We start from the raw sequence: 22,155 nt of genomic DNA on the forward strand, positions 1-22,155 counted from the left end.
CCGCAGGAGCGAAGTGACGAGGAGGCTCGATTCCCGCCCCGAGGAAAGCGAGCGATAAGCTTCGGAAAATACGACTTGTCACTTTCTCGACAACCTGAAAAAAAAACCAGCCATCGCGGCTGGTTTTTCTTTTACCCGTTTAATTCGTCGTTCATGGTGCGCGCCTGTTTTTTGAAATAGAAGTAAAAAGCGAACCAGATCGCGATGTAGAACAACACGAAGGTGGCGATTGTCAGCAGCATGCTCGGCACGGTGAACGGGAACCAGCCGATGCCGATGGCAAGCACGAAATACAATACGATGACAGTGATGAAATGGGCGGTCGTTTGCTTCGCGAGCGACCATTGGTGGTTTTCGAAATACAAAGTGCTGACGGAGAAGAACCAGCCGCACAGTATGCTGCCGATCGAGTTGCGCAAGAACAGCGCGCCATCCAAGGTTTCCTGCCCGCTCAATACGACCGTATTGGTCATGAGCACGCTGAGAAAAGCGCCGAAGAAGATGCCGAATACACTTCTGATCAAAAAGGTTTTCATTGTTCCTTCCTCCTATTCATTTTTAAGGATTTTTTGATGGCGTTGACGTAATTGCGGGAGACGTATTCTTTCGCCCCCGATTTAAAATAGACGCATAAGGTGCCGTTGAACGACGCTTCAAAGCGGCTCATTTCATCGAGATTGGCGATGACCGATTTCGACAGGCGGATAAATTGGCTCGGCGCCAGCATGGCTTCTAGTTCGTACAGTTTTTCCTTCAAGCGGAACTCGCCTGTTGCGGTCACGGCCGATACGGTGTCGTTGGCCGTGTGGAAATAATGGATGTCGGCCGGCTTCAGGATGTGGCGCATTTCGCCTTTTTGGCCGACGAGAAAACGCGTGCCTTGCCCGTTGATGAAATCGACGATGCTCTTGATCGAATCGTCCATTTCCTTGCACTGAATGACGATGGTCGTTTCCTCGTGTTTGCTGTCGATGTCTACGGATACTTTCACTTTTCTCACCTCTTCTCCCGGATTCCTTTTGTGTTGTCTCTACGAGCGATGACTGCTATTCTTTTGGTGCTTCAGGTGTTCGCTTCTGTTACTAGCCTAAGCTTATGCGAAATTTCGCGTCATGTCCCCCGTTTTTCGGCAACAAGCCGAAAACACCCCGTCATGTGTAGAAATCCAACAGTGAAAAGCAAAAGACAGGCCCGCTCAAACTCGAGTGGGCCTGTCTTTTCAGTTACATTGTTTTCAATTGTTACGATGAACTGCCGCTGCCAAGCTAGAGCTTCTTCTCCAGCACAATTTTCAGCTGTCCGCGCGAATCGACTTCGGTTTCTAGGACATCAAACCCCGTCTGAATGTTCAACAGCAGCATGCCGCGCCATTTGTTCATCGTCTTGGTGCGGACGGTTTCAAAACCCATTGCCTTTAAGTCTTTGTGCTGCCTGCGCATCAGTTCAGAGGCGATGCCGAGCTTCCGGCAATCGTGACGGACGCCACCAAGCCAGCTATAGAACTTTGCGTCATCCAGCCCGTAGCCAATTTTATAGCCCGCGACATGCCCATCGGCTAAAGCAAGATGGATCAATACGTGTTCTTGACTATTCAGCTTTTCCAGCCAGTGGCCGGGACCGCCGAAAATTTCCCGATGCAGCGCGGTGATTTCTTCTGTTAGGGTGTTCGATGGTTCGAAAGTGAAAGTTTGGTAGCGAATGTCCATAAGTGTGCCTCTTTCTTATGTAAGATAGTATTGCAAGGTCTCCTACTGTATGTCTAAAAGCTGAAATACCAAGATTCATGCCTATTGCAGACTATTTCTCCTGACCGTCTTTAAAATTTCAGCAACTCCTACTGCTATTAAGCCATTTAATACGGCAAACACTGAATACAGGACAGCTTGCCCGTTTTCGCCATCAGATGCAATCGACATGACGATGGTAAAGACTCCCGCAAACATGATCAATATGCCAAACATGTAGAGCATCGGTACCAGTTTCATCTCTATCCCCTTCCTTCTGTAGGTCACATACTGAATTTGTTAACTAGCAAAATCGTTTGGTGTCAGTAAGGTCATCTTCATCCAATTGACTTTTATCCGGGAAATCCGGACTGGACTACTACTATTTTATCGATTCTTTTCACGAATAAATTGTATAACCAACAGCTTGCTGATGTAATATATAGACCCTACGACTGCCACTGCAAATGCTAAAAAACTAATTGTCATCAACCAACCGCCAACAGCCATATCTAACACATTGTTCAAGATAAGAGTCGCAACCGCAAAGACAACTGCTATAGTCCAAACTGCTTTTTCGTTCATCTTATCCCTCCGAGTTCATTATGTCTTAACGAGGAAACGCCAACCAATAAGCAAGTGGGAGGAAGATCAACGCAAAGATACCGAGACTGATCCATACATGCTTTTTCGGGATCCCCCACTTTTTTTCAAGCGAACGAACATGAATGGAGACCAACGAGTAGCCGATAAATCCAACCAAAAAGCCGAGCTGATCGTGGTGAATCGAGAGCGTTCGAACGAGGTTCAGTCCCAACAACAACATGGCAACTTTACAAAGTGTTAGATGAACATACTGCATTTTCTTTTCTTCTGTCATCTTTTCGCTCCTTTCAGACATTATTAGATTGGCGTCAAAATGGCCTGTTTTGGCTGATTGGAGTGCTTCCACTAAAAACTAGAAACTTTTACTATCTATGCTCTTACACAGTAAAGTCCTCGAATTTATTTTTTTGACCATTGATTGCCGTGAAAAACATTCAAAATGAACTCTTTTTCTGGAACGTTCAATTGTTCATATCCTAAAAGGAAATCTTGGTTATTATAAGGAGCTTGCTTTAATACGACATTGATTTCTTTAGCCGTTAATTCAACGATCGCATAACTGGCAGACGGTTTGTCATAACAGCCAAGTGAACCCGGATTTAAGTAAATTCGTTGTGCCGAAGAAAAATGATGCACTGGATGGTGATGGCCGAAACAAACCAAATCGAACGCTGACGCCTTATAAAACTGGTCCAGTTTTTCAACCGTCGGCTCAGAATCAATAGGAAGAAATTGTTGCTCAGCGTCTAAGTGATAGTGAGTAAACAATATCTTATGACCTTCATACTCCGCTACTATTTCTTTAGGGATGGTTTTTAACTTGGGAAGCAGACTTTGATCCAATCGTTTCGCTAACCATTCGTGATGAACCTTTTCTTCGCCTTGGCTTTGGCCACTTTCTCCCTCCAAAATCGCGATCAATTCTTCTTCATGATTCCCGATAACAAATGAAACGTCTTTTCTGGAAAACAAATCTCGAAGTACTTCGTTGGTCTCATACCCTATCCCAACCATATCTCCTATACAGTAAATGTGCTTCACTTCGGGGTTTTGATCGATTTCAGCCAACACTGAAAGTAAAGCACGACTATTTCCGTGGACATCAGCTATTACTGCGATAGTTGTACTCATGGACGTTACACCTCTCCAACTTCTTGAGTTGTGTTATCAATAAGTTGCAGATAGAAACTAACTCCAGTTCCCACCAATATGATATTATGAAAAATATGGAAGTTAAATTAACTGGATCGCTCAAAACAATTTCATGGCCTTAGGTTTGTTAGAATAACCGTCCTTGACCAATGTCTTTGATCTTCTTTTTACGACGTGTCATTTACATCTATTTACTTTGAAATAAAAAGGGGGGACCACTTTGAGTAATATGAGCAAGAACGTCCTTAACAGCAACTTTGAAAAAATACGAAGACCCCGAATACTACGACCTAGAATATCAAAATTATTTAAATGATGTTCCGTTTCTTGCTGCATGGGCTGAAAAATTAACTGGTCTCATCGTAGATTTAGGCTGTGGTACAGGGCGAGTAACCATTCCTTTAGCCCAGCAAGGGTACCAATTAATTGGTGTAGATATACATGAAGGCATGCTTGCGCGGGCTAAAGAAAAAACATTTGACACCAATTTATCAATCGATTGGATTTTGCAAGATTGTACACGGCTCGCATTGAATACCGAGGCATCCCTTATATACATGACAGAAAATTCTTTTCAACACTTTCTCACGAACGAATCACAAAACCAGTTACTGAAGTCGGTACAAACTCATTTAAGCGATAACGGTGTCTTTATTTTCAATACGCGTTTTCCTATTTTGAGTGAACTCGCACAAGTCGAAGAATCAACACGGATATATACAGATAAACGCCATCGTAAAATCCGAGAAAAAATCGTTGAAACTTATCATCCATTGACCCAAATTTTGCACTGCACATCAGTCCGAGAATTACTTGAAGTTTTCAATGAAACTCCTGTAGAACAAGACAGCATTTCCCTTCGCTATGTGTTCCCTCTTGAAATGGAGCGCCTTCTCACAGAAAATGGATTCGCGATATTGGAATCGTATAGTTCATGGGACAAAGAGCCATTACGCGCTTCCTGTAGTGAAATGATTTATGTCTGTAAGAAATGCTGATTCTGTTAATTTGAGCTAGCTACCTGACAAATACTAAGGTTCAGTATCTCCGTAACAAGTATGCTATTTAGTTTCCGTAGCTTCCGCTTTTGACACTAATTTTCCGAGCAAGTTCTTTTTTTGAATAAACAAGATCACCAGCGCTTGAATCGACATGGCGATGATGACGAGGATCAAATGCGAACTGTGATAAAAAGTATGGGCAAGCGCAAAGTAAATCGGGCCTGCGCTCAAATAAGAAATGTATTGGTTTTTAGTCAGGATGTAGACGATGGTTGCGAGGCAGCTTGTGATGAAGAATAGCTCCCCATATAGTGAAATGTACTCCAAGACCAGACTGATGGAATACGCCAAGTCGTTTATAAACATCTTTTCCCTCCTTCATCAAAATCAATAAGCTCTTCATTAATGGTAACATTTAATGGAAAAATTGTTATCAATAATCATGAAATTCCCATATAAAAGCCCCCTGTTGCTCAACAACAGAGGGCATTTTTGGCGGTCTCTCGCCTATGTATTAAAAGCGTTTCATCTTCTCCTGGGACATCGCGGCTTTCATGCGCGGATAATTGGCGATTGTGCCGCCATCTATTCGCAAATCGATGCCGGTGATATAGGAAGCCGAATCGCTCAATAGAAACTCGATTGCGGAGGCGATTTCTTCCGGTTCGACCGTCCGCCGCAGCGGCGTGTGGTCAAGCATGGTTTGAATGTCTCCCGTATCGCCTGGCAGACTCATCATTCCGGGAGATACGGAATTGAGGCGAGCGCCTTTTTGGCCCCATACCCATGCCTGATCTTCGACGATCAATTGAACAGCGAGCTTCGCCATACTGTTGGCGGCTCCTGCGTCTCCTTGCGTGAACTGGTCGAGCGTTTCCACCAAATTAGCCGACAACTGCTGCTTTAAAACCTCCATGTATTGGCCATTTTGCGGCACCATGTAGGCGGTCATCGACGACATCATGACCGCGGATGTCGATTCGTTGGCAAGTGGCAAAAACGCCTCGAGTACATGGTTCATCCCGACGACCTTATCGGCCATCATACGCTTGGAATCGTTCGCGTTCGACATGCCTGCCATATGAACTAGCCCTCTCAAAGCCCCAAGTTCCGATGCTTTTTCCGCTACCTTTCCGACCGCTTGTGTCGATGTCAGATCGGCTGTTTCGCAGTGGATATCGGTAATGCCCGCTTGCAAAAGCTGTTGTCTCGCAAGCTCAAGGCATTTTTCGCACGAATCCACCAACACTAGCGTGCCTCGTGCGCCGATTTGTTTCGCTACGGCGACGGCCACTTGTTCTGAACCGCCTGTGATCACGTATACGTCCTTCGTCATAAGCAATTCCCCCTGTTTTCTACTATAATTAGCGTAAGCGTAATTACCGTAAAAAACACAAGACATTTTCTGTGATTTTGTCCAACGAGGTGACATAAATGATAACAGCGAAACAAACCATTACCGAAACCTTCATCCATTTGCTTACGGAACAAACTTTTGAAGACCTGTCTGTCAAAGACATCGTTTCGTACGCAGGCATTTCCCGCTCGACGTTCTATCTGCATTTCACCGATAAATACGAATTGATGGATGCGGTGCGCAGCCAAGTGAACGGACGGCTCCTGCAAATTTACAATGAACCGTCAGCCGCAGAGACGATCAACTTGAAGATCTGTCAGCACGTTTTTCGCTACCGCTCGTTTTACCGCCAGGAATTTTCCGATGCCGGCCGCATCCATGAATTGACCCGCCGCTTTGCAGACGAGCTCGAACATGTCTTTGGTGATGAGGATTTGGCCGTGTTCGCCGGATGGGGCACGATTGGTTATTTGGTATCCTGGGTCAAAGGCGGATTTGCAATGGCGCCTCGAGAAGCCTCTGATAAGCTGATGAAGATCCTCTTTGCTGATTGGACGGCGAATTTAGCGGATACCCGCGAACGCAGCAATTGATCTTTCGTTCCCGCTAAATGGGCAATAGCAGTAGCTATCCGCAAAACGAAAGGACTGTTTTGATGACCTTATATCGATTCTTTACCATCGCCATTTTAATCGTCGGGTCGCTTTGGCTCGTTAATGACTTCTTTCCGAATCTGCTTGGCATCTCTTCATGGCTTTTACTTGCTAGTCTGGTTGTTTTGTTCATCACTCTTTTTATCACGTCGCCCGATGATGAACAGCCAAGAAAAAGAGGAAAACATTCCAAATTGATCTTTACAGCCCTTGGAATGGGTTGTCCGATTGCATTGATTGCCTTGCTCACTTTTCTTGGCGGCGAGTCAAGCCTCGGCCTTGCACTCGACAGTTCGACTCTGTGGATTCTTGTCGCTGTTTCTTTATGGCTCAGCTATTCTGATGATAAGAAAGCATATAAAGAAACAGCGGAGGAGGCCGAACAGTAAAAGTATTGCACGGCAGGCGGTGCTGTAAAACGAACCCACACACCCCAATGCTCTTTCTTACTTTTATCAATCAAGCTCTTCGCTACCGGAGGGCTTGTTTGTTGCTAGCTTTAAGCGTCACGAAATCTTCACAGCGAACGAGGGATTCCGCCCAACGCCTTTTTTCTCCCCTTATCTTTGTTAGACTGAGGGGTAGGCCGTTCTATGCCAATCATGAGAGGATTTTTATTGTGAAAACCTATTGGCTTATTATTGCTGTATTATTGCTGAACTTATCGCTGCTGCTGATCAATGATTATTTCCCGGGTACGCTCGCCGAACTCGGCATTCCCTCGTGGATTTTGTTCGTGGTGATCGCCTTGATGGTGGTCTTTAGCTGGGCTGCAGTCAAGCCGCGCCGCGAGAAAAAGCGCTATATGATCATCTTTCCTGCATTGATGGTCGGCGTGCCGCTTGTGGTTATGGCCGTTTTGACGGCGCTTGGCGGGGAATCACAAAACAGCCTATCGCTGGCAAGCCCGGCCGTATGGATCGGCGCTGTCTTGGCGATATGGATTTCTTGGCTCGAGTATACGAGGGTATCAGAGAAAAAAGCAGGGAAAGCATAAAGTTTGCATGAAAAAAGGCTCTTCCACATGGGAGAGCCTTTTTTCATGCCTTGTCAGTCCTTAAACGATAAACCTGCTTGTGTTAAATGCTTCTTGAAAATCGGTAGCGATGCGGGCCCGACGCCATGAAGCGCCAAAATTTCCTTTTCGCCATAGCCCGACAACTTGTCGAGCGTATCGATTTCTTCGCGCAACAGGGCATTCCGCGCCGGCGCGCTAAGTTCCCGGAGAAATCCCTTGTTCGGCTTATTGGCTTCGTTGCATACAGGACATGTTGGACAATCGCTGCTTTTGTAATACCGGTGGCCTTGATCACAGATGCGCAAAGTTTTTTCCGCTGCCATGTTCATCACCCTTCTATTTTTCCCCATTAATTAAACTCAATTTACCACCCCTCGCTAGCTCTGCCAACAAAGAAATCTCCCCCCCTATCATTTCCCGGGGAATGAAATTCACACCTTCATCGCTCTTATCAGGCACAAACTTGACGAATGCAATGGCTTGCCGCTTGATAGCGAGCAGCGAAAGACGGTACAGTTAAACAAAGCCAAACGAACGAAGCGGCTTATTGGCACTCAAAAACAATCGGCCAATTGGTTTTTAACCATTGGCACCGATAAAACGATAAGGAGTTTGGATATGATGGCAGCTACAAAAAACTATGATCCTGAGAAAAGCTTAAAAAAAGTAATGACACTTTACGGAGCCGCTCTGTTCTTAGGGCTTGCGATTTCGATTTACACCCATCACATTGAAGATGTCGGCGGCTTCCTGACATTCCTTGTCCCCGCAGCAATCGTCTACTTTTTCGTTTTGTTCGCTTTCTTTAAAGAAGGCATGTTCCGGAAAATCGTATACGGCCTTATGGCACTCATCGGACTGGTCTCCGTGTTCATGGCTTTTTACCTCGAACTTACAGGCGGCGGCCATTGATTGTTTCGCTATTTCCACACCGGCGAAAGCGCATGAATATGCTACACTTCGTTTAACTTTACGTCAATATTCACACAAAAGGAGCGGGCGGCATGAATGAGACAGTGCTTTTTGTGCTACTGGATGAGTATGCAGACTGGGAAGCGGGATCTTTAGCGGCGGCTTTAAACGAGGAACCAGAAGGCGATGGACAGCGATTTGATGTCAAGACGGTGTCGCTGACGAAAGATCCGGTCAAGTCGATTGGCGGCTTCACCGTCTTACCAGATTACGGAATCGATGATGCGCCTTCGGAATTCGCCGGATTGATCCTGATCGGCGGCAACTCCTGGCGAAAAGCTGGCAGCGAACGGGTCATGGAACTGGCCGATCGAGCGCTTCGCCAGCAAGCTGTGCTCGGTGCCATTTGCGATGCGACCGTATTTCTCGGGAAAAACGGCTTGTTGAACGACGCCCCACATACGAGCAATCAGCTGGACGATTTACAGGAAACGGCAGGCGATCGCTACACGAATCAAGCGCATTACCTAAAGCAGCAAGCCGTCCGTAGCGGACAGCTCGTCACTGCCAATGGCACGGCCTTTCTCGAATTCGGTAAAGAAGTACTCGAAGCATTGAATGCTGCCCCTCAGTCTGAAATCGACGAATGGTACGGGTTTTTCAAAAAAGGTTATTACGAATACTTAAAATCAAAGCAATAGAATGAAAAAAATCCCCTCGTCGCAAATTGGAACGAGAGGATTTGACAGTTTATCGATTATTTCTCTTGCAACCGCTGGATCACTTGTTGCACCGTTGAAAACGTCAGCAGGTTTTGGTCATTGTCTTTTATATTGACGATTTCCATCGCCGTTTTCGGGCTGATGCCCGAGATGTAAAGCTTGCTCCCCATCAACCTCAGCACGTCCTGGATCATTAACAGGTTCGTGTAGAGGAAATTCTTTTCCCATAATACTCCCGTGACATCGATGATGATGTGGCGCGTGCGGGTATCGCGGACAAAATGGCTCAATTTAGAAGTCAGTACATCAAAACGTAAATTGTTCATTTTGCCCACTAAGGCCACTGCCCCGATATGGTCGTCAATCGGCAAGATCGGCAGCATTTGCTCATTGATTTCCCGCTCTTTTTCATTTAATTCCACTTGTTGCTCGACTTCTTGAGTGATGTCCGTTTGGGTACCGATAAAATACAGGTGGCCGTCCACGGTGACCGGTTCGATGTTCAGCCGATTCCAGAACGTCGTGCCGTCTTTTCGGTAATTCTCCAATGTCACAGTCACTTTCTCGCGTTTTTTAATCGCTTGTCTGAGCTTGTCGATGGTGAACCGATCGGTCTTGTCGCCTTGTAAAAAACGGCAATTGTTTCCGATGATTTCATGCTCTGTAAACCCTGTTAATTGTGCGAAGGTTTCGTTATAGTAGATGATCGGATTATCTGGCTGTTCGGGGTCCGTGACAACGGCCGCTACTCGGCTGCCGTTAAGCATGGCTTCCAATAAATCGCTCTTGATTTCGGTCTTTAACTGATTCATTTCACTTCTCTCCGATCTGTAGGGGGTCGATGGCAATCACTGGCGTTGCCGGCATGTGTTATAGCTCAGCCGGAGATGATCACTATTCGAACAGTTTTAGCGCAGCATCTAATCGCCGCGCGAAATGCCCTGGTGGCTCCAAGGATTCCAGCACTATTTCAACAATGTGTTGATTCATTTGGGTATGCTGGCGAAATGCAATTGGCAAGGAAATAGGAAATCGCCGCAAAGTATGCGTAAATGCCAGTACTTCTTCCGGCAAGATGTAAACGCGAGCCCAGTTAATAGCAGCCCCGTCTTGCTGAAAATGCTCAAAACTAATTTCCATATCCAACGTGAACACGAACAAACTGGGGCCTTGGAAGACTTCCAGCTTTTTAGTTTTAGTAAAGTGAAATTTCCCTTCACGGTACTCACATCGCGCTTTCAACGTCCTTTGTACCTCATCAGCAATCAACAGCTCTTCGCTCACATTTACCGCCCTTTCCCCGTACCTCTCAGCTTGCCCTTAGAATCCCATACCCCTCTATACCCGAAATCGTTGCTTTTTCCCCACAGAATACGAAATTCTTCTAAGAGTTTTTCATCTTTAACCAGTAAACGCTAAAAATTAAATTTTAGATTAAAATTCTTCAAAATATATGAAACTATTGCCTCCATAAAAAAGACACGCCATTGTTCAGCGCATCCCTCTTCTTCAGTATTCTAGCTATTGCTACGATTCATCCAGCCTGCTATTCGAGCTTAGTCGTATTATCACCTGAATCGCTACGCTTTTTTCTCATCCTCCCCTTTTTGGACGATCCAGTAAATCAGGCCGATGAATAAAATAAAAAAGGCCAGCGCAACCGTAAGCCTCGCCACTGAATCAGGCAAAACACCTCTTAAGTCAAAGAACAGATGCCACCAAACGATCACGGCTGACAAGGCAATCGCGCCGAAAAATGTGCGCTGCATTCAATTCCCCCTTTTAGTCATTTCGCTACTTTTGAGAAAGTCAGCATTACGCTAGTTCATCAATGTAAGCCTTATACATTTGGTGGAATTTTGTTTTTTCCTCCAGGAATGGGTAGTGGTTGCTGTTATCGAAAGTGACCAGTTGTGCTCCTGGAATCAGTTCAGCCATTTCTTGTGAATACATTAGCGGACACTGCACATCCTGACGGCCACACATGATCAGTGTCGGCGTTGTTATTAACTTCAGTTTCCGTGTTAGATCAAAGAGCTGTAATTCACGATTGAAAAAATCCATCCGAATCGCCGACATTTTTTTGGTTATCGGGCTGGAGAAATAATTTTCGTAATTGTCCGGATTAGTTAAAGACAGCTGGGTTCTTTCAGTTTTCCATTGCTGCTTTTGCTGTTCTGTGGCTTCTGTACTTTTAAGGTTTTCAATCAGCTCCTGCATTTGGGAAAAGCGGGGATGTTTAGGGTTATAGATGCAGTCTGCAGAAAACGTCATGTACTCTCTTGCTGCTGCACCGACAACGACCAAGAAGCGAAGATGTGCTGAAAAGTAGATACCGTAAACGATACCGAGCATGCCTCCAGTTGAATGCCCTGCAAATCCCCATTGCTCAACACCTAAACCTGTGCGAATCGCCTCTAAGTCAAAGACGCTTTCCAGCATGCTCAATTCGTATGGATGCTGTGCTTTCACAGAATTTCCTGCCTCTCGCAGATTAACTAGGTAGACACGATGTGTTTCCGTAAAAGTGTCAGCAAAATAGTCTCCGGTCTCATTAAATTCCGAATAAAGATGCGTCACGCAGACTGGTTCACCGGTGCCCTTGGCGAACACTTCAAACTCACCGCGAGAAGTTGAAACCATCATATGCTCCCAAACCATTCCCATCTCTCCCCCTTATACTAAAAATACCTTAAGCTGACTTTTCTATTTTTCTTTTCTTCAAATATGTATAAATAGCGTAAATGCCAATTGCTATTAAAATACTTATCGCTACTGCATGATAACTAGATTTGATTGTGTGGCTAAGAGAGGAAGCGCTGACGGCGGATGAGCCCAATACACTTGATAAGACAACGACGAGAATGATTCGATCTTTCATTCTAAAACATCCCCCTTTTCCTTTTACAGGAAATTTTCATATTTTAACGATACCATTAAACTTGCAGCCAATAAATAGAAAAACTGTTTGCCCTCTAGGCAAACAGTTTTTACGGTTTAATTTATAGGTCATTTAATTCCCTACCACTACATTATCAAAGGGTATGAGCTGGCCATCCAGAAACACAGCGATGGTGTCGTGTTCTTCACTGGTCTTTAATTTATACGAATACTGCTGAATCTCATGCTCGGCTTTTTCTTCTGAAACGTTCAAAAGCATTTTTACCGTACTGCCTTCAACCTGCATGCCGTGTTCGACCATTCCGGGACTATGAAAAACGATATAGGAGTAATCCTTTCGATAAATCTGTTGAAGTCTGAGGTCTGCATCCACGTTTTTCTGAACATCATAAGGCAAGGTGTGGACTTTTTTAAAACTTGTCCGATCGTTCAAGTTGTAGATACCGATACCTATGATTAAAATCATTGCTGCCCATAAAAATCGTTTTTTCAATTGACCTTCTCCTTCCCCGTTTTCGAGGCGATTTCCTGATGTCGAAGACCTGCTTCACTAGCGGAATAATTCTTTTTTATACAACACATGCCTTTTCAACGAACTGCCTTCCGCAACACGCGGATGCTCGAATTCACCAGTTTTCTCCATGCCGATTCGCTTCATCACGGTGATAGACGGGATGTTAATCGCTGCCGTAAACGAGTAGATTGCTGTTTTGCCGAGCTCTTCAAACGCGTAGGCGAGGCACGCTTTTGCCCCTTCTGACGCATAGCCCTGTTTCCAAAACTTCGGATCCAAGCGCCAGCCGATCTCCGTCGCGCCTTTAACGCCGATGTCGAAAGTGACATCCAGTAAGCCAATAAAACCGATGAACGCCCCATCTTCTTTTCGTTCCACTGCCCATAGCCCGTAACCTATTTTTTCGATATGGGCTTCGATGCGGTCGATTAAGGCGTCTGATTCAGCGCGACTCAAGGTGTTCGGAAAGAACTCCATAACGTCAGGGTTCGCGTTCATCGCCGCAAACGGTTCGCGATCAGAGGTTTGCCACCGTCTGAAGCCAAGCCGTTGGGATTCGAATACGTAATCCATGCAATCTTCCTTTCATGATTCTGTGTCGTTTGGCTTTGTATCTTCTGCTATTAAAAAGTATTTTCCCTTCCATTCATTGTCGATCGCCTTGAATAAAAGTACCAGTCCAATGATGAAAAAAATTATACTCAAGACGAGCGGAACAATGCCCACTTCCCACAACGCTGATAAATACAGCCCATACTCTGAGTAGTAACCCCCACTGCCCAGTGTGTAGACTGCCGCTGCGACCAAAGTGAAACCGAATAACAAAACCCCTGAAATCACGGCGATACCGCCACCGATTAATTGTTTCATCATTATGCCTCCTCGTTAAGTTATAAAAAAACAGGCGTCCGGAATCCGAACGACCTGTTTTCTTGTATTACTCGAACATTTGCTGGATGCTTTGCGTCGGCAATGCACCTTCCCCACCGAGGACGTAGATCCCTGTGACGGTTTTCAGCTGTTCTTGGACCGTTTTCACTGTCGCTGCATTCGGCCCGTTTGGTGACGTCAAGACAAGTGGTGCTTTTGTTTTCGCTGCGAGCACAGAGCCAGCAAGCGCATCTGGATAGTTCGCGCCAGTCGACAAGTACATATCTTCGCCGCCAAACGATCCCTTGAAATGATTGATGATCGCGCTGTTTGTTTCGTAGCGTGATGCACCAGACAAGCGAACCGGATTCTTCAATTCTTTCGCTGTGCTATCAGACACGGCGCCTTTACCGCCGACCACGAAAGTTTTGCTGTAAGCTTTCGCCGCAAAATGCGCTTTTACTTCTGCCGGTAGGGCGTTCGGTTTCGTCAGCAAGATCGGCATTTTCTGGCTGCCTGCGACCGGTGCGATCGACAAGGCATCGGCAAATGTTGAACCGGTTGCTACAACGGCTTGCGTCGAAGTCTTCATTTGTTTCGCGATATTGACCGAAGTTTCGTAACGGTTTTTGCCGTTGATGCGTGTTGTTTTAATGTTAAGGCCTTTCAGTTCCATTTCGACCATCGGGCTGATGGCGCCCTCTCCGCCGATCAATGTCACTTCTTTTACTTTCAAGCGTTTCAATTCATCTTTTACCGCTGTCGGAAGTGAATCCGTTTTCGTCAGCAATAATGGTGCATCTTGGTAGGCTGCAAGCGGTGCTGCACTTAAAGCATCCGGGAAGTCTCCACCGGTTGCGATCACGGCTTTCGTTGACATGCTCCAGCCTTTTTTCGATACTTCCACTGCTGTATCATAGCGGCTTACTCCGCTGATGCGGTCAACTAAATTCCATTTATCGTTTATTGCGAGAATCGCTGCCGCGCCGTTCAAACGTCCCCAACCGGAGATCAAGTCGTAGCCCGGTGCCAATTCTTCCATTTCATACGGGAAGTCTTCCTCGAAGCCCCAATCGTCTTCGTAGCTTGGCGGTCCGTCTTCTTCTACAAACGTGACGTCATCTGCTGAAGCCGTTAGTAGATTTTCTATTTGTGCTGGTGTGAGGTCCATATTGACTGATTTCAAGACGCCGGCTACTGCCGCGACATGCGGTGTGGCCATTGATGTACCAGACATTAAGGTCACATTGCCATCTGGCATCAAGCTCGGGATGTCTGTGCCTGGTGCAACCAGGTCAAGCCCTTCGCCATAGCTTGAGTAATCTGAAACCAAGTCCAGTTTATTCGTTGCGCCGACAGCGATGGCGTATTTCGAAGAAGCTGGGTAGGAAACTTCTTCCCATCCATCATTTCCGGATGCTGCAACAATCGTTACACCGCGCTCGTGTGCATACTTCATCGCGTATTCGAGCACGCGGCTGTAGCCGCCGCCAAGGCTCAGGTTAATGATGTCTGCGCCGTGGTCAGCTGCGTAGATGATGCCATAGGCGATTTGTTCCGTGTCGCCATAGCCTGAAGCATCGAGCACTTTGATCGGCAAAATTTTCGTGGACGGGTTGATGCCCGTCATCGAATAATCGTTGCCCGCTTCAGCTGCAATAATACCTGAGACGTGTGTGCCGTGGCCTTGATCGTCCATGGCTTCATTGTCATCGTTGATAAAATCGTAGCCTGTGCTGGCCATACGGTTTTGAAGGTCGGCAAGTGTGTAGTCAACGCCTGTATCGATCACTGCTGTGATGGTTTCTCCTGTTTTCTTCTTGGCCGCAAGTTTAGTCATCTCTTCAAAATCGATGTCTGCGTCTTTGATGCCAAACGACTCTCCTGTATTTTCCAACGACCATTGCTCATCATAATAGATGTCTTCACTATGCAGCGAGTAGCGCTGGACCGCTTCTACAAATTCAACTTCTGGCAATTCTTCTAGCTGGCTTAGTGTTTTGTCAGCAGATGCGGCTGACATGCCCGTCTTCAAATCCACTACATAAAATTGGTCGAATTTCGGTGCAGCTGTTTCAAACTCAGAGACCGATTTGACGCCGGCCGCTGATGCTTTCGCTTTGCTAAACGTAGCGCCTTCTTTCACCTTGACGATGACTTTGTTCGCTGACGTATCTTTGATCATGTAATCCGTTGGCAGCATGACTGACATGACCGTGCGTCCTGTCAATTTAGTGATTCCCACTTCATCTGCAGCGGCCTGTACTTCAGCTTTCAATTTTTCAGGTGCTGTTTTCATCGCTAACGTATACAATTCGTTAATGGCTTTTTGGTCCGCAGCCGTGAATTTTTGATTGCTGTGGAAACCGTCTTGGGCAATGCTATCGATCACGCCTGTGAGCTGCGTCAAATTTTTCTTGAGCGAGTCGCGGACGGACGGGTCTGTTACTGCTTGGTAGCCAACAAACGGGGCAATTTTATAATACAGCTTAGTCAATTCCTTGCCGCTTTGGGTTTGGCTCAATACTTCGCTGCGGATGACCCGCAATTGATCCAATAGGTCCTGATCGGCCGCTTGTTTATCGTCCATCACCAATTCGATGGCGCATTGCTCATCATTTGATGGTTTAGAAGCTTTGATCGTTTTGCCTTCAAAGCCAATTGTGTAGCTTCCGTTTACTTCCGGTGCGCCTTCCTCTTCAACTTCTTCTGTATAAGAAGAAACCTTTACATAATAAGGGCCTTCCCAAGCAATCGGGAATTTAACAACGGAGGCCTTTTCAGCAAACGTGTAATTGCTGAACGGATCAAACGGTTCATCGGCGGTCGCGCGTTCTGCGTCCGGGTAGACGGTGAACGTCAATTCTTCATCAGATTGGAGAGAAACTTCAAAATGCGTATGTGCTGAAACTTGCGCAGGATCGACGTCAATCCGGTACCAATGCTCGTTATCTTCTGCCGAGAAAGTCTCGGTTACGTCCTCTCCTTGTTCCAGTACATCTGCATCCACTAAATCTTCGGCTTGCGCCGTTTGTGTTGCCGGCAAAACCCCTAAAAGTGATACACCCATCAAAAAACTCGTCGCAATCTTGAACGCGCGGTCCATCCTACCATCCCCATTTCAATTTTTTTACAATTGCATTAAATCCATTAAAGCACATCGGAAGACATAAAAATAGATACTTTAAAAAATATTTTTTCGGGACTATTGATGCCCTTCAGATTTGAGAGAATTTAGCGTTTTAGACATGAAAAAAAAGGAGAAGGCGCGCTGGCATCAGCACCTCTTCTCCTCCTCGGGCTCTATCCTGTTACGTTTTTTGTTCGGGCATATCGAGCGGCGTGAAGTAATACGAACAATCAGGCCAGCCCAGTTCCTCGCTGAGGATATCAAAAGTCGTACGGAAAAATTCCTGCATCGCTTGAGTAGGATGCGGTAAAGCCGCTACTTTATCGAGCATCAGGAAGTATTCGCTCAACGAAGCTTCAAAATACGCCTCTTCAGGCTTCAAACGCTCGCTGTCGAGTTCTTTATTGATGAAGGGATACGGCAGCACAAAAAATGCCGGTACATCCACCTTGTCATCGCCAGCCCAGAATCCGTATTCGATGAAATGTTCATCAAACGCTGCTTTTTCGATCACTTTGTCTTCTGGATACGGCTGTCGGATACCTGGCAAAACGAGCGATGAGACATCAAATGTTCCCCAGAACAAGGCGGGCTTCATTTTTCTCGCTCTCAGCGGGGCGATAAACTTCAGCTGTGCTGCGGCCGCAAAGTGAAATAATTTAAGCCCGCGGATTGCCTGTTCCCAGTTAAACGTCAAAGGCGTATCGTCTTCATTGAGATTGGTTTTATACGCCATCTCCTGCGGTTTCGGGTTGATGTTCAATTGTATGCTTTTTGAGGCCAGCGCTTCGAAAATCTCTTTGAAATAGGTTTTGATCGACTTAGCTGTCTCGATCGGCACAGCCTGCACGTTTCCTTCCACATTGATGAAGACGCGGCTTTCGTATATATCCAAGTCGATTTGAAACGCCTGATCCCTGTGGAACAATAAACCAGTCGTAAATCCGTTTGGTGTGATGGCGAGTGTTACATGCCCCCACTGAGGTTCTTGCTGGGCAGTTTCAAGTTTGATCTTGCCGAGGATTTGGGACAGTAAATGCAAAGTGAACTTCGTGTCGGCCCATTCGGAATGCTTAACCACGTCCATTTCGTTTCCTCCTCTGGATTTTGAATCCATAAGCGTCGGCAGCTTTTAATCTTCACCTACTTTATTCGACACCCGCCTCAATTTCCCTACACTTCAGCAATAAAGAAGTTCTCACTTCACCAGTACAAGAGACGAATGTTACAGTCGGCCGAAATGAAGTTTGTATGGTAGAACTGGCGGGTACCTACTATTAGTCTAGACAACCCACAATTTTTCGGAGGTCCAAAATGAAAACCATTAGAAATATAGCCCTTATACTTGTCGGCTTATTGCTTGTTGTCGTTGCGTACGGTTTTTTCGAACCTTATCTGCTCGATGTCACCGAGGAACAAGCAGTTGTTCCGAATCTTCCGCAGGAATGGGAAGGTTCGGAAATCGCAGTGCTAGGAGATTTTCAAATCGGCTTGTGGGGGGATAACGCTGACACGGTAGAAGAAGCAGTAGAAGAAATTGTCGAAAGAGATCCCGTCGCCGTTTTGATGCTTGGGGATTTTATTTATCATCCCCAAAACGCAACGCAAGAGAAAGTAGCTGAGAATATCGACGTGCTGAAGCCTTTGAAGGATGCGAATATTCCCATGTACACGGTCATGGGAAATCATGATTTCGGCTTGAAAGAGAAAAACTCAAAACCACTAAACGAAGCTGCTGAGAGAATGCGCCAAGCATTGAAAGAACTGGGTGTACAGGTTCTGCACAACGAATCCATCATGCTGACTACAGACGACTCGACTGAGGACACTTCCGGACTTTATCTTGCAGGTGTCGGTTCCAACTGGATGGATGAGGATGATGCCGCAAAAGCATTAGAGGGCATTCCGTCTGAAGCAGCGCGTGTCGTCATGATGCACAATCCCAATTCTTTCGAGAAGTTCCCCGCCGATTCGGCACCATTTGCAGTTGCGGGGCATACACACGGTGGACAAATCAGACTTCCCGGCATGCCTGACTGGTCTTGGATGGACTTAACTTCCGGGGAAGAAAAACATACGGATGGCTGGATCGAAGATTACAGTGCCGCTGGTAATCAGTTATACGTTAATCGCGGAATTGGCATGAGCACGGTACCGATTCGCATCCACGCTAAACCCGAACTGACGATGTTTACACTAGTTTCTAAGAACTGATTCAAACTATTAACCAAAAAGTGTTGTCCTTCCTGTATTTTTTGAGAAGAACAGCGCTTTTTTTCTTGTTTTGAACACAAAAAAAGCTGAGCCCTTGAAGCATCAGCTTTTCTAATTACCGCTTAGTAGTGATTTACTGCCTTGCCCAATAAATCACACACTCTTTTTCTATCGTTTTTTTCATCTTTACTTTTTCCAGCACACGGATAGAGGCCAGATTGCTCCGATCGGTCTCGGCCATTACTTTTTCTACCGCTTCGTTTGCCAACGCCCATTCGATCAAGGCGTTTATTGCTTCAGTGGCATAGCCGTTATTCCGATACTGCTCGAGCAATCCATACCCGATTTCTACTCGCCGCTGATCATCCGGTTTGCCTTTGAACCCGGCATCTCCAATGACCCGGCTATCCGATTTGCGTATAATTAACCAACTCCCCCAAGTAAACAAACTGGGGTCTTTCGACAACTCTTGTAAATGGCGATCAATCTCCGGCCCATTATCGTACTGTTGACTTTGAAGCAAGTGCACTGAATCAGCGGTGCAAGGAACGATTGCCAAACGTTTCGTTTCTAATTTCTTCATGACTGTTTTTTGGCAGCCGCTGCAAGGTGCTTTTCAGTCAATTCTAGGTATTCTTCAATAGCGGAGGTCAGTGATTTTTGTGCATCTCGCCAGAATGCTATTTGCGTAATGTCCGCCCCCAGATAATGCTCGCCCAATTGCTCGACAGTCATCTTCCCGGAATCGCGCAATAAGGCATCATAGCGCTCTGGGAATCCGTCAGGCTGCTTTCTCGCCTGTTCGTATACGCCATTGCTGAATAAATAGCCGATCGTGTACGGAATATTGTAGAACGCTTTTTCGGCATCGTAGAAATGGCCGATGAACATCCACTTATGAAGCGCCAACTCCTCGACCAATCCGCCGTAAATATCATTTTCCACTTCTGCGATCAAGGTTTTGATTTGCTCTGCCGAGATCATGCCGCTTGCCCGCTGGCCGTAAAATTGTTGTTCAAAGCGGAACATATTCGGCACACTGACGACATACTTCAAGCCGTCACGGATTTTCGTTTCGAGCATGGCGAGCCGTTCACTTTCTTCTTGCGTCTGGTCGATGACGGCATCCAGCACCAGATTCTCCATAAATGTAGAAGCCGTTTCTGCCACACTTACGCCTTTTTGTTGTGCGAGCGCCGGTTCGTCGTGAAGAATGTAGTTATGGTAAGCGTGTCCCAACTCGTGCGCTAAGGTGATCAAATCTTGATAAGTATCACGATACGTCAGGAAGATCCGACTTTCTTTCGCCAACGGCATTGACGCACAAAATCCGCCTTCCGCTTTGCCTGGCCGGTTTTCGGCTTCAATCCAGTCTTGTGCAAAAGCACGATCAGCGAAATGTCCAAGCTTATCGCTGAATTGATGGAATTGCTCGCTGATGATCGTTTTCGCCGCTGCAAAATCCACTTTTTCGGAAAGCGAGAAAACCGGCGTCTCCAAATCAGACCAATTGGCATGTGCCACTCCAGCCAATTTCAATTTCCGTTCAATATAGGCTCTGTATAAGTTTTTATTGCCATCGATAGCCGTGAGCATCGCATCAATCGACGCTTCCTGGATCCGGTTATGCTCGAGCATTTCTTTCAACTTATTGTCCCAGCCCCGCTGTTGGTAGATCGCCAACCGGGATCCGGCCACACGGTTCAAAATGGCCGCAACAGTATCAGCGTGCACGTCGCAGACCTCATCAATGGCTCTAACTGCCTGAAGTCGGCTGTCGCGGTCTTTGCCGTTGACCGCTTCATTTAAAGCCTGGCCGATCGATACTTCCTGTAGCTCCCCTTCCACTGTGATCGGAATTCTCAATTTCGTCAAAGTCAATTCGTGTTGCTGTTCCCATCCCGCTATGCCATTAACGGACAACGCACTGATCATTCGCTCCAGTTCAACCGGCAAGCGGTCTTTGACCATCTGCCTTCTTTCATTTAAATAAAAAGACATTGCCTGTATGCGGCCGTTAGCGATAAACGCTTGCCACTCCGCATCTGGAAATTCAGCAAAAGCTTGGTCTAATTCAATCTGCAATGAAGAGAGTTTCGCTTTTAACACCATGCTTTCGTCCATCAAGGCAATCGCGTTCTGATCCTTTACGTCTTCTGCATATGTGCAGATGGCGAAATCATCGAGTTGTTCCCAGCCGAGCAAGGCAAATTGAAATTGGCCAATGACCTCAAGCAAGGCATCGGTGTCACGCACCTCTAAATTGCGGTAGCTTTGCAGTTGCCCGGCCGCCTGTTCGAGTGTATGACGCAACTCGTCCATGAAGATTTTCAATTCCGCTGATTGGTTCGTTCCGTCATATAAAGAAGTTAAATTCCACGTTTGTGCAGTTGTTTGTTCCACGAACAATCTCCTTTTTGTCTACGGCAGCATCCAGCTGCCTTATTCACTCACCTCTATATCCATTCTTCTTTTTCCTTAAAATCCCTTTTTTAAAAAATCGATCTAAGCTACCGAAACTACCGCGGCTCGTTGCCGGGGCGCGTGGATTCGCTTTCGACCTCGATCGTCCAAGACAAAATGGTCGTACTGTCGCGAACATTCTTGTCTTTGATTTCGCTCAGCAGCGCTTCAACACCTTGTTTGCTGGACCCCGGATTAAAACGTTTGGCCACTTCCAGCGGATCGGAAAAGTCGGTGTTCGGACATTCGACAAGTCCGTCCGTCGTCAGCAAGATGCGGTTGGTGCCTTTTCGCAATTCCTTTGTGCCTGTGCTATAGCAAGGCACCGGCAATTCGAAAGTGTTTACTTTGCCAATCCACTCGTAAAAGCTGCGGTGGTTTTGCTGCGTCTCATTGAGTGCTTCCAGCTCAGGGTGAAACAGATACAACAAGCAATCGCCAATCGATAGCCACCAAAGGAATTTGCCTTTACGCACTGTGCACAAGACGGCGGTTTCGCCTTGGACTTCTTTGCATGCCGCTTTAAAGTGTTCGCTGTTAAAAGTCGCCAACAAGACTTCCGATAACTGGCTAAAAGCCTCTTTGAGCGGCAAGTTCAATGCCTCCATAATTGCAGATTCCAAACGACTTATCTCCGCTAGAACGAGTTCCGCGCTTTCCGCTGTTTGATGCGCATCCAATAACACCGTGAATTCCCAGTCATGTGCTTTATTCGCCCACACCATGCAGCCGTCTTCGTTTTTCGTTTGACCCGCCGCTGAGTTGCCGCCAAACCGGCCGATTGTGACAGGGCCGATTTGCTGAATATCGAGCCGATCGACAAATGCGTTCTCGCTACCCACCCAGCTGAACCGCGTTTCCTCTTTTCGATTTTTCATATGTATCGCTCTCCTTCCGCTAACTGAAACACCAAATAAC

The 22,155-nt window shown here is 46.3% G+C and carries 30 protein-coding genes; 7 read left to right on the forward strand and 23 right to left on the reverse strand.

Annotated features, from left to right (window positions below; genetic code table 11):
- Positions 1 to 131 precede the first annotated feature (131 nt).
- The 7 genes from BBI11_RS14795 to BBI11_RS14825 all read right to left on the reverse strand — a co-directional run bounded on the left by BBI11_RS14795 (position 132) and on the right by BBI11_RS14825 (position 3,461).
- Positions 132 to 536 (reverse strand): DUF3021 domain-containing protein, encoded by a 405-nt coding sequence (locus BBI11_RS14795; RefSeq protein WP_068465161.1) that lies wholly within the window; start codon positions 534 to 536, stop codon positions 132 to 134.
- Positions 533 to 991 carry a LytTR family DNA-binding domain-containing protein gene (locus tag BBI11_RS14800; RefSeq protein WP_068465164.1) on the reverse strand — a complete coding sequence of 153 codons (459 nt, stop codon included), beginning with the start codon at positions 989 to 991 and terminating at the stop codon, positions 533 to 535. Before BBI11_RS14800 ends, BBI11_RS14795 begins: the two co-directional genes overlap by 4 nt.
- A 274-nt stretch (positions 992 to 1,265) precedes the next feature.
- On the reverse strand, positions 1,266 to 1,706 hold the full coding sequence (locus BBI11_RS14805) for a GNAT family N-acetyltransferase (protein WP_068465167.1): 441 nt from the start codon (positions 1,704 to 1,706) through the stop codon (positions 1,266 to 1,268).
- A gap of 81 nt (positions 1,707 to 1,787) precedes the next feature.
- A complete protein-coding gene (locus BBI11_RS14810) occupies positions 1,788 to 1,985 on the reverse strand; it encodes a hypothetical protein (RefSeq protein ID WP_068465170.1) in 198 nt (65 codons plus the stop codon).
- Between the two features lie 126 nt (positions 1,986 to 2,111).
- Positions 2,112 to 2,309, reverse strand: a complete 198-nt coding sequence (locus BBI11_RS14815) for a hypothetical protein (protein WP_068465173.1) — start codon at positions 2,307 to 2,309, stop codon at positions 2,112 to 2,114.
- 25 nt (positions 2,310 to 2,334) lie between these two features.
- Positions 2,335 to 2,604, reverse strand: a complete 270-nt coding sequence (locus tag BBI11_RS14820) for a hypothetical protein (RefSeq protein ID WP_068465175.1) — start codon at positions 2,602 to 2,604, stop codon at positions 2,335 to 2,337.
- A 125-nt stretch (positions 2,605 to 2,729) separates the two neighbouring features.
- A complete protein-coding gene (locus BBI11_RS14825) occupies positions 2,730 to 3,461 on the reverse strand; it encodes a metallophosphoesterase family protein (protein WP_068465177.1) in 732 nt (243 codons plus the stop codon).
- Positions 3,462 to 3,739: 278 nt separating this feature from the next.
- Between BBI11_RS14825 and BBI11_RS14830 the strand changes: the two genes are divergently transcribed.
- Entirely contained in the window at positions 3,740 to 4,480 is a 741-nt protein-coding gene (locus BBI11_RS14830; protein WP_068465178.1) for a class I SAM-dependent DNA methyltransferase, read from the forward strand.
- 63 nt (positions 4,481 to 4,543) lie between these two features.
- Here BBI11_RS14830 and BBI11_RS14835 read toward each other — a convergent pair whose 3' ends face one another.
- Together BBI11_RS14835 and BBI11_RS14840 are read right to left on the reverse strand one after the other, a co-directional pair.
- Positions 4,544 to 4,849 (reverse strand): hypothetical protein, encoded by a 306-nt coding sequence (locus tag BBI11_RS14835; protein ID WP_068465181.1) that lies wholly within the window; start codon positions 4,847 to 4,849, stop codon positions 4,544 to 4,546.
- 148 nt (positions 4,850 to 4,997) lie between these two features.
- On the reverse strand, positions 4,998 to 5,819 hold the full coding sequence (locus BBI11_RS14840; protein WP_068465184.1) for an SDR family oxidoreductase: 822 nt from the start codon (positions 5,817 to 5,819) through the stop codon (positions 4,998 to 5,000).
- A gap of 98 nt (positions 5,820 to 5,917) precedes the next feature.
- On the opposite strand from BBI11_RS14840, the gene BBI11_RS14845 reads away from it, so the two are divergent.
- From BBI11_RS14845 to BBI11_RS14855, 3 genes are all read left to right on the forward strand, one after another.
- The gene (locus BBI11_RS14845) at positions 5,918 to 6,433 is read left to right on the forward strand and encodes a TetR/AcrR family transcriptional regulator (protein WP_068465187.1); all 516 of its coding nucleotides are present in this window, start codon (positions 5,918 to 5,920) and stop codon (positions 6,431 to 6,433) included.
- A 62-nt stretch (positions 6,434 to 6,495) separates the two neighbouring features.
- The gene (locus BBI11_RS14850; protein WP_068465190.1) at positions 6,496 to 6,882 is read left to right on the forward strand and encodes a hypothetical protein; all 387 of its coding nucleotides are present in this window, start codon (positions 6,496 to 6,498) and stop codon (positions 6,880 to 6,882) included.
- A gap of 230 nt (positions 6,883 to 7,112) precedes the next feature.
- A complete protein-coding gene (locus BBI11_RS14855; protein WP_068465192.1) occupies positions 7,113 to 7,490 on the forward strand; it encodes a hypothetical protein in 378 nt (125 codons plus the stop codon).
- A gap of 53 nt (positions 7,491 to 7,543) precedes the next feature.
- On the opposite strand, the gene BBI11_RS14860 is transcribed toward BBI11_RS14855, so the two are convergent.
- Entirely contained in the window at positions 7,544 to 7,834 is a 291-nt protein-coding gene (locus BBI11_RS14860; RefSeq protein ID WP_068465194.1) for an RNA polymerase alpha subunit C-terminal domain-containing protein, read from the reverse strand.
- A 295-nt stretch (positions 7,835 to 8,129) separates the two neighbouring features.
- Between BBI11_RS14860 and BBI11_RS14865 the strand changes: the two genes are divergently transcribed.
- A complete protein-coding gene (locus BBI11_RS14865) occupies positions 8,130 to 8,423 on the forward strand; it encodes a hypothetical protein (protein ID WP_068465197.1) in 294 nt (97 codons plus the stop codon).
- A gap of 92 nt (positions 8,424 to 8,515) precedes the next feature.
- A complete protein-coding gene (locus BBI11_RS14870; RefSeq protein WP_068465200.1) occupies positions 8,516 to 9,124 on the forward strand; it encodes a type 1 glutamine amidotransferase family protein in 609 nt (202 codons plus the stop codon).
- Positions 9,125 to 9,180: 56 nt separating this feature from the next.
- Here the strand turns inward: BBI11_RS14870 and ytvA are convergent, their stop codons facing one another.
- The 10 genes from ytvA to BBI11_RS14920 form a co-directional block, all read right to left on the reverse strand.
- Complete coding sequence (ytvA, locus tag BBI11_RS14875) at positions 9,181 to 9,957, reverse strand: YtvA family blue-light photoreceptor (protein ID WP_068465203.1); 777 nt, start codon at positions 9,955 to 9,957, stop codon at positions 9,181 to 9,183.
- Positions 9,958 to 10,039: 82 nt separating this feature from the next.
- Positions 10,040 to 10,429 carry a hypothetical protein gene (locus tag BBI11_RS14880; RefSeq protein ID WP_068465206.1) on the reverse strand — a complete coding sequence of 130 codons (390 nt, stop codon included), beginning with the start codon at positions 10,427 to 10,429 and terminating at the stop codon, positions 10,040 to 10,042.
- 296 nt (positions 10,430 to 10,725) lie between these two features.
- Entirely contained in the window at positions 10,726 to 10,914 is a 189-nt protein-coding gene (locus tag BBI11_RS14885) for a hypothetical protein (RefSeq protein ID WP_068465209.1), read from the reverse strand.
- Positions 10,915 to 10,960: 46 nt separating this feature from the next.
- Complete coding sequence (locus BBI11_RS14890; protein ID WP_418312507.1) at positions 10,961 to 11,806, reverse strand: alpha/beta fold hydrolase; 846 nt, start codon at positions 11,804 to 11,806, stop codon at positions 10,961 to 10,963.
- 31 nt (positions 11,807 to 11,837) lie between these two features.
- Complete coding sequence (locus BBI11_RS14895) at positions 11,838 to 12,026, reverse strand: hypothetical protein (RefSeq protein ID WP_068465215.1); 189 nt, start codon at positions 12,024 to 12,026, stop codon at positions 11,838 to 11,840.
- 132 nt (positions 12,027 to 12,158) lie between these two features.
- Positions 12,159 to 12,539 (reverse strand): hypothetical protein, encoded by a 381-nt coding sequence (locus BBI11_RS14900; RefSeq protein ID WP_068465218.1) that lies wholly within the window; start codon positions 12,537 to 12,539, stop codon positions 12,159 to 12,161.
- Positions 12,540 to 12,596: 57 nt separating this feature from the next.
- The gene (locus BBI11_RS14905; RefSeq protein WP_068465221.1) at positions 12,597 to 13,133 is read right to left on the reverse strand and encodes a GNAT family N-acetyltransferase; all 537 of its coding nucleotides are present in this window, start codon (positions 13,131 to 13,133) and stop codon (positions 12,597 to 12,599) included.
- Between the two features lie 12 nt (positions 13,134 to 13,145).
- Complete coding sequence (locus BBI11_RS14910; protein WP_156889084.1) at positions 13,146 to 13,433, reverse strand: phosphatase; 288 nt, start codon at positions 13,431 to 13,433, stop codon at positions 13,146 to 13,148.
- Between the two features lie 64 nt (positions 13,434 to 13,497).
- Positions 13,498 to 16,536, reverse strand: a complete 3,039-nt coding sequence (locus tag BBI11_RS14915) for a cell wall-binding repeat-containing protein (protein ID WP_068465227.1) — start codon at positions 16,534 to 16,536, stop codon at positions 13,498 to 13,500.
- A 205-nt stretch (positions 16,537 to 16,741) separates the two neighbouring features.
- The gene (locus BBI11_RS14920) at positions 16,742 to 17,647 is read right to left on the reverse strand and encodes a DUF5996 family protein (protein ID WP_083389120.1); all 906 of its coding nucleotides are present in this window, start codon (positions 17,645 to 17,647) and stop codon (positions 16,742 to 16,744) included.
- Between the two features lie 227 nt (positions 17,648 to 17,874).
- Here BBI11_RS14920 and BBI11_RS14925 point away from each other — a divergent pair, with 227 nt between their 5' ends.
- Entirely contained in the window at positions 17,875 to 18,774 is a 900-nt protein-coding gene (locus BBI11_RS14925; RefSeq protein ID WP_068465230.1) for a metallophosphoesterase, read from the forward strand.
- Positions 18,775 to 18,907: 133 nt separating this feature from the next.
- Here BBI11_RS14925 and BBI11_RS14930 read toward each other — a convergent pair whose 3' ends face one another.
- The 3 genes from BBI11_RS14930 to BBI11_RS14940 all read right to left on the reverse strand — a co-directional run bounded on the left by BBI11_RS14930 (position 18,908) and on the right by BBI11_RS14940 (position 22,115).
- Positions 18,908 to 19,357, reverse strand: a complete 450-nt coding sequence (locus tag BBI11_RS14930) for a GNAT family N-acetyltransferase (protein ID WP_068465232.1) — start codon at positions 19,355 to 19,357, stop codon at positions 18,908 to 18,910.
- Positions 19,354 to 21,177 carry a M3 family oligoendopeptidase gene (locus tag BBI11_RS14935; protein WP_068465237.1) on the reverse strand — a complete coding sequence of 608 codons (1,824 nt, stop codon included), beginning with the start codon at positions 21,175 to 21,177 and terminating at the stop codon, positions 19,354 to 19,356. The genes BBI11_RS14930 and BBI11_RS14935 overlap by 4 nt, the downstream gene beginning before the upstream one ends.
- 116 nt (positions 21,178 to 21,293) lie before the next feature.
- Positions 21,294 to 22,115: a PP2C family serine/threonine-protein phosphatase gene (locus tag BBI11_RS14940; RefSeq protein WP_068465241.1), complete on the reverse strand. Its 822-nt coding sequence runs from the start codon at positions 22,113 to 22,115 to the stop codon at positions 21,294 to 21,296.
- Positions 22,116 to 22,155: the final 40 nt, after the last annotated feature.

The organism is Planococcus maritimus, assembly GCF_001687625.2.
Taxonomy (GTDB): domain Bacteria; phylum Bacillota; class Bacilli; order Bacillales_A; family Planococcaceae; genus Planococcus; species Planococcus maritimus.